11 protein-coding genes and 2 tRNA genes (1 of these 13 cut by a window edge) are annotated in these 14,144 nt (G+C 62.7%); 12 read left to right on the top strand and 1 reads right to left on the bottom strand.

Annotated features, from left to right (window positions below):
• The first annotated feature begins 385 nt into the window (after positions 1 to 385).
• The 7 genes from J7573_RS12875 to astE all read left to right on the top strand — a co-directional run bounded on the left by J7573_RS12875 (position 386) and on the right by astE (position 8,019).
• Positions 386 to 1,606 carry an aspartate aminotransferase family protein gene (locus J7573_RS12875; RefSeq protein ID WP_103446427.1) on the top strand — a complete coding sequence of 407 codons (1,221 nt, stop codon included), beginning with the start codon at positions 386 to 388 and terminating at the stop codon, positions 1,604 to 1,606.
• A gap of 138 nt (positions 1,607 to 1,744) precedes the next feature.
• Positions 1,745 to 2,764 (top strand): arginine/ornithine succinyltransferase subunit alpha, encoded by a 1,020-nt coding sequence (gene aruF / locus J7573_RS12870; protein ID WP_294335347.1) that lies wholly within the window; start codon positions 1,745 to 1,747, stop codon positions 2,762 to 2,764.
• Between the two features lie 66 nt (positions 2,765 to 2,830).
• Positions 2,831 to 3,859, top strand: coding sequence for an arginine N-succinyltransferase (astA, locus tag J7573_RS12865; protein ID WP_159411571.1), 1,029 nt, complete (start codon positions 2,831 to 2,833; stop codon positions 3,857 to 3,859).
• On the top strand, positions 3,860 to 5,323 hold the full coding sequence (astD, locus tag J7573_RS12860; protein ID WP_294335343.1) for a succinylglutamate-semialdehyde dehydrogenase: 1,464 nt from the start codon (positions 3,860 to 3,862) through the stop codon (positions 5,321 to 5,323). It begins immediately after the preceding gene.
• A gap of 23 nt (positions 5,324 to 5,346) precedes the next feature.
• A complete protein-coding gene (gene astB, locus J7573_RS12855; RefSeq protein ID WP_294335342.1) occupies positions 5,347 to 6,696 on the top strand; it encodes an N-succinylarginine dihydrolase in 1,350 nt (449 codons plus the stop codon).
• A 14-nt stretch (positions 6,697 to 6,710) separates the two neighbouring features.
• A complete protein-coding gene (locus J7573_RS12850; RefSeq protein ID WP_027921097.1) occupies positions 6,711 to 7,001 on the top strand; it encodes a hypothetical protein in 291 nt (96 codons plus the stop codon).
• Positions 7,002 to 7,011: 10 nt separating this feature from the next.
• Positions 7,012 to 8,019, top strand: a complete 1,008-nt coding sequence (gene astE / locus J7573_RS12845; protein ID WP_294335355.1) for a succinylglutamate desuccinylase — start codon at positions 7,012 to 7,014, stop codon at positions 8,017 to 8,019.
• Positions 8,020 to 8,065: 46 nt separating this feature from the next.
• Here the strand turns inward: astE and J7573_RS12840 are convergent, their stop codons facing one another.
• Positions 8,066 to 9,238 (bottom strand): M91 family zinc metallopeptidase, encoded by a 1,173-nt coding sequence (locus J7573_RS12840; protein ID WP_294335340.1) that lies wholly within the window; start codon positions 9,236 to 9,238, stop codon positions 8,066 to 8,068.
• A gap of 322 nt (positions 9,239 to 9,560) precedes the next feature.
• Between J7573_RS12840 and alaS the strand changes: the two genes are divergently transcribed.
• From alaS to J7573_RS12815, 5 genes are all read left to right on the top strand, one after another.
• Positions 9,561 to 12,185 carry an alanine--tRNA ligase gene (gene alaS / locus J7573_RS12835; RefSeq protein WP_294335338.1) on the top strand — a complete coding sequence of 875 codons (2,625 nt, stop codon included), beginning with the start codon at positions 9,561 to 9,563 and terminating at the stop codon, positions 12,183 to 12,185.
• A gap of 85 nt (positions 12,186 to 12,270) precedes the next feature.
• Positions 12,271 to 13,506, top strand: a complete 1,236-nt coding sequence (locus J7573_RS12830; protein WP_294335336.1) for an aspartate kinase — start codon at positions 12,271 to 12,273, stop codon at positions 13,504 to 13,506.
• 166 nt (positions 13,507 to 13,672) lie between these two features.
• Positions 13,673 to 13,861 carry a carbon storage regulator CsrA gene (gene csrA, locus J7573_RS12825; RefSeq protein WP_003254503.1) on the top strand — a complete coding sequence of 63 codons (189 nt, stop codon included), beginning with the start codon at positions 13,673 to 13,675 and terminating at the stop codon, positions 13,859 to 13,861.
• Between the two features lie 72 nt (positions 13,862 to 13,933).
• Positions 13,934 to 14,024, top strand: a tRNA-Ser gene (locus tag J7573_RS12820).
• 106 nt (positions 14,025 to 14,130) lie between these two features.
• Positions 14,131 to 14,144, top strand: a tRNA-Arg gene (locus J7573_RS12815) (it continues 140 nt past the right edge of the window).

Here is a 14,144-nt window from a genome sequence, read left to right as displayed (position 1 = left end):
GTACGGGAGAGAGGGGGCTGGGTGAACGGGTGTTCACATCAAGAAGGAATGCTGCCTGTGCCGACCCTTTCGCGGGCATGCCCGCTCCCACAGGTACTGCACTAGCATCAAGCCTTGCACATATCCTGTGGGAGCGGGCGTGCCCGCGAAAGGGTCGGCACAGGCAGCATTCCTTCTTGATGTGAACACCCGTTCACCCAGCCCCCTCTCTCCCGTACACTGCGCGATTGCGACAGTGTTTGTCGCATTGCCGAAAGCCTTGGTAAAACTGGGTTTTGCGCTGTAACAAGTTGTCGCTTGGCCGCAAGGACAGGCGCGGATCAGTCCTTACAATCCCCCCATCGCTCGCCACTTCCAGGCCAGCGTTCCTCTTCAGGAGACTCAGATGTCCGTTGAGCAAGCCCCGGTGCAACGTGCCGATTTCGACCAGGTCATGGTTCCCAACTATTCTCCGGCGGCCTTCATTCCTGTGCGAGGCGAGGGTTCCCGCGTCTGGGACCAGTCGGGTCGCGAGCTCATCGACTTTGCCGGCGGCATCGCGGTGAACGCCCTGGGCCACTGCCACCCGGCACTGGTCAAGGCCCTGACCGAACAGGCCAATACTCTCTGGCACGTCTCCAACGTCTTCACCAACGAGCCGGCCCTGCGCCTGGCGCACAAGCTGGTCGATGCCACCTTTGCCGACCGTGCGTTCTTCTGCAATTCCGGCGCCGAGTCCAACGAGGCCGCCTTCAAGCTGGCCCGCCGCGTCGCCCACGACCGCTTCGGCCCTGAGAAGCACGAGATCATCGCGACCGTGAACAGCTTCCACGGCCGCACCCTGTTCACCGTCAGCGTCGGTGGCCAGCCGAAGTACTCCGACGGCTTCGGCCCGAAGATCACCGGCATCAGCCACGTGCCCTACAATGACCTGGAAGCGCTGAAGGCACAGATTTCCGACAAGACCTGCGCCGTGGTGATCGAGCCGATCCAGGGCGAGAGCGGTGTGGTGCCGGCCGACAAGGCCTACCTGGAAGGCGCGCGCAAGCTGTGCGACGAGCACAACGCCCTGCTGATCTTCGACGAAGTGCAGACCGGCGTCGGCCGCACCGGCTCGCTGTATGCCTACCAGCACTACGGTGTGACCCCGGACATCCTGACCAGCGCCAAGAGCCTGGGCGGTGGTTTCCCGATCGGCGCCATGCTGACCACCACCGACATCGCCAAGCACCTGGCCGTCGGCACTCACGGCACCACTTACGGCGGCAACCCGCTGGGCTGTGCCGTCGCCTGCGCCGTGCTGGACGTGGTCAACACCCCGGAAACCCTGGCTGGCATCAAAGCCAAGCACGAGCGTTTCAAGTCCCGCCTGGAAAAGATCGGCCAGCAGTACGGGCTGTTCAGCCAGGTGCGTGGCGTCGGCCTGCTGATCGGCTGCGTACTGACCGAAGCCTGGCAGGGCAAGGCCAAGGACGTGCTCAACGCCGCTGAAAAACAAGGCGTGATGGTGCTGCAGGCCGGCCCCGATGTGGTCCGTTTCGCCCCAAGCCTGGTGGTCGAAGATGCCGACATCGACGAAGGCCTGGACCGCTTCGAACGCGCCGTGGCGCAACTGACCAAGGGCTGATCGGCCCGCGGTCCGTTCACCGACCCGGGCGCTTCGCGGCGCCGGGGCGGTGAACCCCGAATTCCAGTGCGGGTGCTGATGCGCCCGCCGTTTTTCCGTGCCGTCCTGAATGGCCCGTTTTTCCAAAGGAGTGACACCATGCTGGTGATGCGCCCCGCGCAAATGGCTGATCTGAACGAAGTGCAGCGCATGGCTGCCGACAGCCCCGTTGGTGTCACCTCGCTGCCGGACGATGCCGCCCGTCTGGGCGACAAGATTGCCGCCTCGGAAACCTCCTTCGCTGCCGAAGTCAGTTTCAACGGTGAAGAGAGCTACTTCTTCGTGCTCGAAGACAGCGAGACCGGCCAGCTTGCCGGCTGCTCGGCCATCGTCGCCTCGGCCGGCTACTCCGAGCCGTTCTACAGTTTCCGCAACGAGACCTTCGTGCACGCCTCACGCGAGCTGAAGATCCACAACAAGATCCATGTCCTGTCGCTGTGCCACGACCTCACCGGCAACAGCCTGCTGACCAGCTTCTATGTGTTGCCGGAGTTGGTGAACAGCGGCTGGGCCGAACTCAACTCCCGTGGCCGTCTGCTGTTCATGGCCTCGCACCCGGAGCGCTTCGCCGATTCGGTGGTCACCGAAATTGTCGGCTACAGCGACGAGCAGGGCGAATCGCCGTTCTGGGATGCCATCGGCCGTAACTTCTTCGACCTCAACTACGCCCACGCCGAGCGCCTGTGCGGGCTGAAGAGCCGTACCTTCCTCGCCGAGCTGATGCCGCATTACCCGATCTACGTGCCGTTGCTGCCCGATCAAGCGCAGGAAGCCATGGGCCAGGTGCACCCACGGGCGCAGATCACTTTCGACATCCTCATGCGCGAAGGCTTCGAGACCGAGCACTACATCGACATCTTCGACGGTGGCCCGACCCTGCATGCGCGTGCCTCGGGCATCCGCTCGATTGCCCAGAGCCGCGTGGTGCCGGTCAAGGTGGACGACACCCCGGTCAAGGGCGGGCGCCCGTACCTGGTGTGCAATGGCCAGTTGCAGGACTACCGCGCGGTGCTGCTGGAGCTGGACTGGGTGCCGGGCAAGCCGGTCAGCCTGAGCAGCCAGGCGGCCGAGGCCCTGGGTGTCGGTGAAGGTGCCAGCGTGCGCCTGGTCGCCGCCTGAGCCACGGCGAGCAAGCCGGAACAATGAGTTTCGCGGCAGGCACTGGCCACCGCACAAGGAGATAGCATGATCGTTCGTCCTGTACGCAGCAGCGATTTACCCGCGCTGATCGAATTGGCCCGCAGCACCGGCACCACCGGGCTGACCACCCTGCCGGCCAACGAGGAGCGCCTTGGCCACCGTGTCGGCTGGGCTGAAAAGAGCTTCCGTGGCGAAGCCGAGCGCGGCGATACCGATTACCTGTTCGTGCTGGAGAACGATGAAGGCCTGGTGGTCGGCATCAGCGCCATCGCCGGGGCCGTGGGCCTGCGTGAGCCCTGGTACAACTACCGGGTCGGTCTGACCGTCAGCGCCTCCCAGGAGCTGAAGATCTACCGCGAAATCCCCACGCTGTTCCTGGCCAACGACCTGACCGGCAACTCCGAGCTGTGCTCGCTGTTCCTGCGCAGCGATTACCGCTCCGGGCTCAACGGCCGCCTGCTGTCGCGTGCGCGCATGCTGTTCATCGCCGAGTTCCCTGAACTGTTCGGCAACAAGATCATCGCTGAAATGCGCGGCATGTCCGACGAGCAAGGCCGTTCGCCGTTCTGGGAAAGCCTGGGCCGGCACTTCTTCAAAATGGAATTCAGCCAGGCCGACTACCTCACCGGCGTCGGCAACAAGTCGTTCATCGCCGAGCTGATGCCCAAGTTCCCGCTGTACACCTGCTTCCTGTCCGAGGCTGCGCGCGATGTCATTGGCCGTGTGCACACCGACACCGAGCCTGCGCTGGCGATGCTCAAGCAGGAAGGCTTCAGCTATCAGGGCTACGTCGACATCTTCGATGCCGGCCCGGCCATCGAATGCGAAACCTCGAAGATTCGCGCCGTGCGTGAAAGCGAGACCCTGGTGCTGGCCGTGGGTACGCCGGGCGATGACGCTACCCCTTACATCATCCACAACCGCAAGCGCGACGACTGCCGCATCACCGCGGCGCCCGCGCGCCTTGCCGCCGGCACCCTGGTAGTTGATCCGCTGACCGCCAAGCGCCTGCGCATGGGCGCCGGCGACAACGTGCGCGCCGTGCCGCTGTCGGCAAGCCGGGAGGCCCAGTAAATGACCACGCATTACATCGCAGGCAGCTGGCTGGCTGGCCAGGGCGAGGCCCTGCAGTCGCTCAATCCGGTGACCCAGGCCATCGTCTGGCAAGGGCAGGGCGCCGATGCCGGCCAGGTTGACGCAGCCGTCAAGGCGGCCCGCCAGGCATTCCCGGCCTGGGCACAGCTAAGCCTGGAGGCGCGTATCGACGTGCTGGAGAAGTTCGCCGAACAGCTGAAGCAGCATGCCGAGGCGCTGGCCCACTGCATCGGTGAGGAAACCGGCAAGCCGCTGTGGGAATCGGCCACTGAAGTGACCAGCATGGTCAACAAGGTGGCGATCTCGGTGCAGAGCTACCGCGAGCGTACCGGCGAGAAGAGCGGCCCGCTGGCCGATGCCACGGCCGTGCTGCGGCACAAGCCCCATGGCGTGGTGGCGGTGTTCGGCCCTTACAACTTCCCCGGTCATTTGCCCAATGGCCATATCGTACCGGCACTGCTGGCCGGCAACTGTGTGGTGTTCAAGCCCAGCGAGCTGACCCCCAAGGTCGCCGAGCTGACGGTCAACTGCTGGATTGCCGCTGGTTTGCCTGCCGGTGTGCTCAACCTGGTTCAGGGCGCCCGTGAAACCGGCGTGGCGCTGGCTGCCAACCCAGGTATCGATGGCCTGTTCTTCACGGGGTCCAGTCGTACCGGCAACTTGCTGCACCAACAGTTCGCCGGCCGCCCGGACAAGATCCTCGCCCTGGAAATGGGCGGCAATAACCCGCTGGTGGTGGATGAGGTCAAGGACCTCGACGCCGCGGTGTACACCATCATCCAATCGGCGTTCATCTCTGCCGGTCAGCGCTGCACCTGTGCGCGCCGTCTGCTGGTGCCACAGGGCGCCTGGGGCGATGCGCTGGTCGCGCGGCTGGTCGAGGTGTGCCGGAGCATTACCGTCGGTGCCTTCGACCAGCAACCGGCGCCGTTCATGGGCTCGGTGATCTCGCTGCAGGCAGCGCAGGCACTGATCGCGGCCCAGGCCGAGCTGCTGGCCAAGGGCGCGGTGAAGCTGCTGGCCATGACCCAGCCCCAGGCCGACGCTGCGCTGCTGACGCCCGGCATTCTCGATGTCACCGCCGTGGCCGAACGCCCGGACGAAGAGTTCTTCGGCCCACTGCTGCAGGTGATCCGTTACGCCGACTTCGATGCCGCCATCGACGAGGCCAACAACACCCAGTACGGCCTGGCCGCTGGCCTGTTGTCCGATTCCCGTGCGCGCTACCAGTACTTCTGGCTGCGCAGCCGCGCCGGTATCGTCAACTGGAACAAGCAGCTGACCGGCGCGGCCAGCAGTGCGCCGTTCGGTGGCGTGGGTGCCAGTGGCAACCACCGCGCCAGTGCCTACTACGCAGCCGATTACTGCGCTTACCCCGTGGCTTCGCTGGAGACCGCCAGCCTTGCCCTGCCGGCGACCCTGACGCCGGGCGTCACCCTATAACAACAGGTCACGGAGCCTAGCCGATGAAATCCTATGAAGTGAATTTTGATGGCCTGGTGGGGCCTACCCACAACTACGGCGGCCTGTCCTACGGTAACGTGGCTTCGCAGAGCAACAGCCAGCAAGGGTCCAACCCGCGGGAAGCGGCGCGCCAGGGCCTGGCCAAGATGAAAGCGCTGGCCGACATGGGCTTCAAGCAGGGCGTGCTGGCGCCGCAGGAGCGCCCGGACGTGGCCGCCCTGCGTCGCCTGGGCTTCAGCGGCAGTGATGCCGAGGTGATCCAGCGTGCCGCCAAGGAAGCCATGCCACTGCTGGTCGCCAGCTGCTCGGCCTCGAGCATGTGGGTGGCCAACGCCGCCACCGTCAGCCCGAGCGCTGACACCGCCGATGGCCGCGTGCACTTCACCGCGGCCAACCTCAACTGCAAGTACCACCGCAGCATCGAGCACCCGACCACCAGCCGTGTGCTGGCGGCGATGTTCAACAACGAGAAACACTTTGCCCACCACGAAGCCCTGCCAGCCGTGGCACAGTTCGGCGACGAAGGCGCGGCCAACCACACGCGCTTCTGCCGCGAGTACGGTGAAGCCGGGGTGGAGTTCTTCGTCTATGGCCGCAGTGCCTTCGACAGCCGCTACCCCGCACCGCAGAAGTACCCGGCGCGGCAGACCCTGGAGGCCTCCCAGGCCGTGGCCAGGCTGCACGGCCTGAGCGATGACGGTGTGGTCTACGCTCAACAGAACCCGGCAGTGATTGACCAGGGTGTGTTCCACAACGATGTGATTTCGGTCGGTAACGGTGAAGTGCTGTTCTACCACGAGGACGCATTCCTCGAGACCGACGCGGTGCTTGGCCAACTGCAGGCTAAACTGGCCAGCAAGGGTGGCAACTTCCAGGCCATCCGTGTGCCTCGCGCGGCGGTCACGGTAGAGGATGCAGTGCGCTCCTACCTGTTCAACAGCCAGCTGCTCAGCCGTGACGATGGCTCGATGCTGCTGGTGGTGCCGGAAGAGTGCCGCAACAACGAGCGGGTCTGGTCCTACCTGAGCCAGCTGACCGCCCAGGGCGGCGCCGTGAAAGAGGTCAAGGTGTTCGACCTCAAACAGAGCATGCAGAACGGCGGTGGGCCGGCTTGCCTGCGTTTGCGCGTGGCATTGAAGGAGTCGGAACTGGCGGCGGTCAATCCAGGCGTTATCATGACCGCCCCGCTGTACGACACCCTGGTGCAGTGGGTCGACAAGCACTACCGCGATCGCCTTGGCGAAGCCGACCTTGCCGACCCGCAGCTGCTACTGGAGTGCCGTACCGCGCTGGATGAATTGACCCAGATCCTGAAGTTGGGCTCGGTGTACCCGTTCCAACGCCAACCTTGAAGAGAGAATTTGTAATGACCGACGCCCTGCGCCTGATCCTCGAAGATGTAGACGGCACCCAGCTGGAAACCTCCTGCACCCGTTTTGCCATTGTCTGGCAAGGCAAGGAAGTGTGGGTTCAGCAGGACGGCCGTGGCCAGCTGCTGATCGGCGTGGATGTCGAGGAAGGCGATGCTGAATACGCCAACCTGCTGCTGCGCCCGATGGCCACCAACCTGGTCAGCCTGCAGCTGGAAATGGAACCGGCGGAAGTCGGCGAAGATGACGATCACGTCCATGGCCCTGACTGCGGCCACCACCACTAAGGAAGCGCCTATGCTCGCCCTTGGCAAACTGCTCGAGCTGACCCTGACCGATCACGAGCCGGCCGAGAAGACTCAAGTGACACCCAAGGGCGTACGGTTGCGCTGGCTGGGGGAGGGCGCTCTGGAAGTGCGTCCGCCCGAAAACGAGGATTGTGGGCTGGACCTGCTGCTCTCGGCCGGTATCCACGGCAATGAGACGGCTCCGATCGAGCTGCTGGAAAGGCTGCTGCATGGTGTGGCCAACGGCAAGATCAAGCCACGTGCGCGGATTCTGTTCCTGTTCGGTAACCCGGTCGCCATCCGCAAGGGTGAGCGTTTCGTCGAGCAGGATATCAACCGGCTGTTCAACGGTCGTCACGAACTCTCCAGTGGCTTCGAGGCATTGCGTGCGGCCGAGCTGGAACAGTTCGCCCGGGTGTTCTTCAGCAAGCCTGAGCGCACCCGTCTGCATTACGACCTGCACACCGCGATCCGCGGTTCGAAGATCGAGCAGTTCGCCCTGTACCCCTATAAGGAGGGGCGCAAGCATTCCCGCCGCGAGCTGGCCCGCCTGGCTGCGGCCGGCATGGAGGCGGTTCTGTTGCAGAGCAAGTCCTCGATCACCTTCAGTGCCTTTACCTACGAACAGCTGGATGCCGAGGCATTCACCCTGGAACTGGGCAAGGCACGACCGTTCGGGCAGAACGAGCAGGTCAACCTCGACAAGCTCGAAGAGCGCCTGATCCGCATCATTGAGGATACCGAGCCTGAGATCGACAGCTCGCTGGACGGCCTGAAGCTGTTCAGCGTCGCCCGCGAGATCATCAAGCACAGTGACAGCTTCCACCTGCACCTGCCGGCGGACATCGAAAACTTCTCCGAGCTGAGCAAGGGTTACCTGCTGGCCGAGGACCTGGCTGAGATGCGCTGGGTGGTCGAGGAGGAGGGGGCGCGGATCATCTTCCCCAATCCCAGGGTCAAGAATGGCCTGCGCGCCGGCATCCTGATCGTGCCTGATTCGGGGCATCGCCTGGGGTGAGTTGCGAGGCATATGGCGCACATCGATGCGCGCCATATGCAGGGGCTCAATAGTAGATCCGCGCTGGTACGCCCAGCTCCAGTCGTAACGCATTTTCGCTGAACGGCGACGGGTTGGTATCGGTCGGCGGGGTTTGCGGGTTGTTGTCGAAGTCGTAGGGCAGGCCGGTTGGCAGTCCAATTGCCTGCAGGTGTGCTTTGGCTACCTGGATCTGCCTGCGATCAATGGTTCTAATCAGGGTGCTGCCAGGTACCGTCGTGCCGTTGAAGGCGTTGTGCGCCTCGCACAGGGCGCGATAGAAGTCGAACAGCGGCAGGTTGTCGCTGTCCGATCGTGTCAGGTTGAATGCCAGGGTGCCACTCTCGGCCGGCCAGCCGGACACCCACTCCAGTTGGCTATTCTGCCGCAGATAGTGGTCCTCATCTGTCGGGTCCGAGATGTAGACATCGAACTGGGTGGTTTTTTCTGTTTCGGTAATCCTTATCGAAGAGCGCTTGCTCAGATCAGCCAGCAACTGCTGGCCACAAAGGGTATGGCGAAGAAAATTCAGGTGGTTGTCTACTGCCCGCCTGAAGGTGTTGCTGCCCTGTATCTCGAATGTTTCGATGGCAAGCGTATCGTGAGGGGCGGGCAGGGATTGTTCGAATCGTGCATCGCCCGGCTGATTGCGGGCATAGACCACCGATTCATGAGGGTCATCGACAAGAATGTGGCCGCTGATACGGCTGCTGGCCGAACCGCTTTTGATGAACGTCAGCCCTTGACCCACACTGATGTGCGCATCGCCAGCGGCAGTGAAGACTTCCGTGATGCCACCGCCGGTGGTAATGCGCGGGTTGCCTTTTGCAGTCTGAATGATGATCGGCGTTTTCACATCGTCAGCCACGGTGATCTCGGCGTCACCCGGTGCGGTCTTTATGATGAGGGTGTGCCTGCGTGTGGGGGCGAGGATGAATCTCTGGTTACCAATGCTGGCTGACAGGTGGCAATCGTATGTGGAAATATCGATCTTCGCGCCGGCGACATGGCTGTCTATCACCATGTGATGTTTGCCGGGGATTTGGCCTTGCTCGAACCACACTTGCTCCAGATGGACGACTAACTGGTCGTCCCGATACTCGACAAGTCGATGAATGGCGCGCCCTGCGGTGGAAGTGTCGACCCACTGCTGAAAACCGCTGGTTCTTCCAGAAATGAAATAAGTGGGGTTGGGATGCATGATGATGCCTCGCTTGGGGTAAGCCGGGTTTGTATTGCGGGTACTGCAATGACCAAGGCTAAGAAACTGGCGAGGCCAGGCGCGGTAGCTGACTAATACCGCTTTGCGTGATGAGGGGTGCGGGGCAGGGCGTTGTAGCGATGAGCCGAAGCGTATAGCCTGCAATCTGATGTTTGGAGCGATGATTTCATCCCGATTGACCGTTTCGAGCGTATAAACACACTGCATCCGCCGTTCAGGCTGGATATAATGGCGCCCTTTGCCGTCGTTTCGTCGATTCGACGTATTAGCCCAAACGGCCGCCGTTTCCGTGGAAGAACCTATGAAAAGCGCAGAAATCCGTGAAGCCTTCCTTCGCTTCTTCGAAGAGCAGGGCCATACCCGAGTCGCCTCCAGTTCGCTGATCCCGAACAACGACCCGACCCTGCTGTTCACCAACGCTGGCATGAACCAGTTCAAGGACTGCTTCCTCGGTGCCGAGAAGCGTGCCTACACCCGCGCCGTCAGCAGCCAGAAGTGCGTGCGTGCCGGTGGCAAGCACAACGACCTGGAAAACGTCGGCTACACCGCGCGTCACCACACCTTCTTCGAAATGCTGGGCAACTTCAGCTTCGGTGACTATTTCAAGCGCGACGCGATCACTTTCGCCTGGACCTTCCTGACCTCGGACAAGTGGCTGAACCTGCCCAAGGAAAAACTCTGGGTCACCGTCTACGCCTCTGACGACGAAGCCTACGACATCTGGACCAAGGAAGTCGGCGTGCCGGCCGAGCGCATGGTGCGCATCGGCGACAACAAAGGCGCCCCGTACGCCTCCGACAACTTCTGGACCATGGGCGACACCGGCCCGTGCGGCCCGTGCACCGAGATCTTCTACGACCACGGCGCCGACATCTGGGGCGGCCCACCCGGCTCGCCGGAAGAAGACGGCGACCGCTACATCGAGATCTGGAACAACGTCTTCATGCAGTTCAACCGCACCGCCGACGGCGTGCTGCACCCGCTGCCAGCGCCGTCGGTGGACACCGGCATGGGCCTGGAGCGCATCAGTGCGGTCATGCAGCATGTGCACTCGAACTACGAGATCGACCTGTTCCAGAACCTGCTGTCCGCCGCGGCCAAGGCCATCGGTTGCAGCAACGACGGCCAGGCTTCGCTGAAAGTGGTGGCCGACCACATCCGTTCCTGCGGCTTCCTGATTGCCGACGGCGTGCTGCCGTCCAACGAAGGCCGTGGCTATGTGCTGCGTCGCATCATTCGCCGTGCTTGCCGCCACGGCAACAAGCTGGGCGCCAAGGGCAGCTTCTTCTACCAGATCGTCGCCGCCCTGGCCGCCGAGATGGGCGAGGCCTTCCCAGAGTTGCAGAGCCAGCAGGCGCACATCGAGCGCGTGCTCAAGGCTGAAGAAGAGCAGTTCGCCAAGACCCTGGAGCAGGGCCTGCGCATCCTCGAGCAGGACCTGGCCCAGCTCAAGGGCGACGTGGTTCCGGGCGACGTGGTGTTCAAGCTGTACGACACCTACGGCTTCCCGATGGACCTGACTGCCGACATCGCCCGCGAGCGCGAGCTGACCATCGACGAAGCCGGCTTCGAGCGCGAGATGGAAGCCCAGCGCGAGCGTGCCCGTTCCGCCAGCAGCTTCGGCATGGACTACAACAGCCTGGTCAAGGTCGACAGCGCCACCGAGTTCCTCGGTTATGACGCCACCGAAGGCCAGGGCAAGATCATTGCCCTGTACAAGGACGGCCAGGCCGTCGACCAACTGGGCGAAGGCGAGCAGGGCGTCGTGGTCCTCGACCGCACCCCGTTCTACGCCGAATCCGGTGGCCAGGTCGGTGACAGCGGCTTCCTGCAGGCCGGCGCTGCACGCTTCGACGTGCGCGACACCACCAAGACCGGCGGTGCCTTCCTGCACCACGGCGTGGTTGCCAGCGGTGCGCTGGTCATCGGCTCGCCGGTCGAGGCCAAGGTCGATGCCGACGTGCAGCACGCCACCTCGCTGAACCACTCGGCCACTCACCTGCTGCACGAAGCGCTGCGCCAGGTGCTGGGCGAGCACGTGCAGCAGAAGGGCTCGCTGGTCGACAGCCAGCGCCTGCGTTTCGACTTCAGCCACTTCGAAGCGGTGAAACCGGAGCAGATCAAGGCCCTGGAAGACATCGTCAACCGTGAAGTGCGCAAGAACACCCCGGTTGAAACCGAGCTGACCGATATCGAAACCGCCAAGGCCAGGGGGGCCATGGCCCTGTTCGGCGAGAAGTACGGTGATACCGTGCGCGTGCTGAGCATGGGCGGCGATTTCTCCGTCGAGCTGTGCGGCGGTATCCACGCCAAGCGCACCGGCGATATCAGCCTGTTCAAGATCATCAGCGAAGGCGGCGTGGCCTCGGGCGTGCGCCGTATCGAAGCGGTGACCGGCGCCGCTGCACTGGCCTACCTGAACGCTGCCGAAGAGCAGGTCAAGGAAGCCGCGCAGCTGGTCAAGGGCAACCGTGACAACCTGATCGACAAGCTGTCGGCTGTGCTCGAGCGCAACCGCCAGCTGGAAAAGCAGCTCGAGCAGCTGCAGGCCAAGGCCGCCAGCGCCGCCGGGGACGATCTCTCCAATGCGGCCGTTGAGGTCAAGGGTGCCAAGGTACTTGCGGCCCGCCTGGATGGGCAGGATGGCAAGGCACTGCTGGCGCTGGTCGATCAACTGAAGAACAAGCTCGGCCACGCAGTGATCCTGCTGGGCAGCGAGCATGAGGGCAAGGTCGTGCTGGTGGCCGGCGTGACCAAAGACCTCTCCAGCCAACTCAAGGCTGGTGACCTGATGAAACAAGCCGCTGCGGCAGTGGGTGGCAAGGGCGGTGGTCGTCCGGACATGGCCCAGGGTGGTGGCGTCGACGTCGCTGCACTGGACCAGGCCCTGGCGCTGGCCGTGCCGTTCGCAGAGCAGGGACTTTGAGATGAAGGGGCCGGCGGTCTAGTCGCCGGCTCCTTCATGTTGGATGGTTTTTTTGAGGCCCGGTACGGGCTGAGGCACCATTGAAATGGCGTTGATCGTACAGAAATTTGGCGGCACCTCTGTCGGTTCCATCGAGCGGATCGAGCAGGTAGCCGAAAAGGTCAAGAAACACCGTGAAGCGGGCGACGACCTGGTGGTTGTGCTGTCGGCCATGAGCGGTGAAACCAATCGCCTGATCGATCTGGCCAAGCAGATCACCGATCAGCCGGTTCCGCGTGAACTGGATGTGATCGTGTCGACCGGTGAGCAGGTCACCATTGCCCTGCTGACCATGGCCTTGATCAAGCGCGGTGTGCCAGCGGTGTCCTACACCGGCAACCAGGTGCGCATCCTCACCGACAGCGCGCACAACAAGGCGCGCATCCTGCAGATCGATGACCAGAAGATCCGTGCCGACCTCAAGGAAGGTCGCGTGGTCGTGGTGGCTGGTTTCCAGGGTGTCGATGAGCACGGCAGCATCACCACCCTCGGCCGTGGTGGCTCCGACACCACCGGCGTAGCCCTGGCGGCTGCCCTCAAGGCTGACGAGTGCCAGATCTACACCGACGTCGATGGCGTCTACACCACCGACCCGCGCGTCGTGCCGCAGGCCCGCCGCCTGGAGAAGATCACCTTCGAAGAGATGCTGGAAATGGCCAGCCTCGGTTCCAAGGTGCTGCAGATCCGTTCGGTGGAGTTCGCCGGCAAGTACAACGTTCCGCTGCGCGTGCTGCACAGCTTCAAGGAGGGTCCAGGTACCCTCATTACCATTGATGAAGAGGAATCCATGGAACAGCCGATCATTTCCGGTATCGCCTTCAACCGTGATGAGGCCAAGCTGACCATTCGTGGCGTACCGGACACCCCCGGCGTTGCCTTCAAGATCCTCGGCCCGATCAGCGCTTCGAACATCGAAGTGGACATGATCGTGCAGAACGTTTCCCACGATAACACCACCGACTTCACCTTCACCGTACACCGCAACGAGTACGAGAAGGCCCACAGCGTGCTGGAAAACACCGCACGCGAAATCGGTGCCCGTGAAGTGGTCGGCGACACCAAGATCGCCAAGGTGTCGATCGTCGGCGTCGGCATGCGCTCCCACGCGGGCGTTGCCAGCCGCATGTTCGAAGCCCTGGCTAAGGAGAGCATCAACATCCAGATGATCTCCACCTCCGAAATCAAGGTCTCGGTGGTCATTGAAGAGAAGTACCTGGAGCTGGCCGTACGCGCGCTGCACACCGCGTTCGAACTCGACGCTCCGGCCCGACAGGGCGAGTAACGCGTTGCCCGGAGGGCGCGGCTTGGCCGCGCCCTTCGCGTTTCTGGTCGCCACGCAGGCCCTGTCCTGCCGGCGGGGCGATCATCCAGGCTGTGTGTCGTCGTCCACGAACTGGCCTGACATCCCAAGACTGAAATCCCTGAATGTTTTGCGTAAGGAGAAAGCTATGTTGATTCTGACTCGTCGGTGCGCCGAGAGCCTGATCATTGGAGACGGCGAGATCACCGTGACGGTGCTCGGCGTCAAAGGCAACCAGGTGCGTATTGGTGTCAGCGCCCCGAAAGAAGTGGCTGTTCACCGTGAGGAAATCTACCTGCGGATCAAGAAGGAGAAGGATGAAGAGCCAAGCCTTTAATTTTTTTGAAGTTTTTTTCAAAAAAAGGGTTGCAAAGGTGAAAGAGGTTCTTTAATATTCGCCTCGTGTTGCGGTGAGGTGGCCGAGTGGCCGAAGGCGCTCCCCTGCTAAGGGAGTATACCTCATAAGGGTATCGGGGGTTCGAATCCCCCCTTCACCGCCATTATTTGCGTAGGGCGCTGTAAACGGTAAGAACGCTAAGTCGTTGAAGTTAAACGAAAAAGTTCTTGCAAAAATGTTTCAGCGACCTATAATGCGCGGCAAGACACGGACTCATAGCTCA

It is taken from the genome of Pseudomonas sp. (genome assembly GCF_017744435.1).
Lineage (GTDB): Bacteria > Pseudomonadota > Gammaproteobacteria > Pseudomonadales > Pseudomonadaceae > Aquipseudomonas.
This window is presented reverse-complemented; position numbering and strand designations above follow the sequence as displayed.

Coding starts and splice junctions, on each gene's coding strand:
- J7573_RS12875 (WP_103446427.1), top strand. CDS start 386: ATGTCCGTTGAGCAAGCCCCGGTGCAACGTGCCGATTTCGACCAGGTC.
- aruF (WP_294335347.1), top strand. CDS start 1,745: ATGCTGGTGATGCGCCCCGCGCAAATGGCTGATCTGAACGAAGTGCAG.
- astA (WP_159411571.1), top strand. CDS start 2,831: ATGATCGTTCGTCCTGTACGCAGCAGCGATTTACCCGCGCTGATCGAA.
- astD (WP_294335343.1), top strand. CDS start 3,860: ATGACCACGCATTACATCGCAGGCAGCTGGCTGGCTGGCCAGGGCGAG.
- astB (WP_294335342.1), top strand. CDS start 5,347: ATGAAATCCTATGAAGTGAATTTTGATGGCCTGGTGGGGCCTACCCAC.
- J7573_RS12850 (WP_027921097.1), top strand. CDS start 6,711: ATGACCGACGCCCTGCGCCTGATCCTCGAAGATGTAGACGGCACCCAG.
- astE (WP_294335355.1), top strand. CDS start 7,012: ATGCTCGCCCTTGGCAAACTGCTCGAGCTGACCCTGACCGATCACGAG.
- J7573_RS12840 (WP_294335340.1), bottom strand. CDS start 9,238: ATGCATCCCAACCCCACTTATTTCATTTCTGGAAGAACCAGCGGTTTT.
- alaS (WP_294335338.1), top strand. CDS start 9,561: ATGAAAAGCGCAGAAATCCGTGAAGCCTTCCTTCGCTTCTTCGAAGAG.
- J7573_RS12830 (WP_294335336.1), top strand. CDS start 12,271: ATGGCGTTGATCGTACAGAAATTTGGCGGCACCTCTGTCGGTTCCATC.
- csrA (WP_003254503.1), top strand. CDS start 13,673: ATGTTGATTCTGACTCGTCGGTGCGCCGAGAGCCTGATCATTGGAGAC.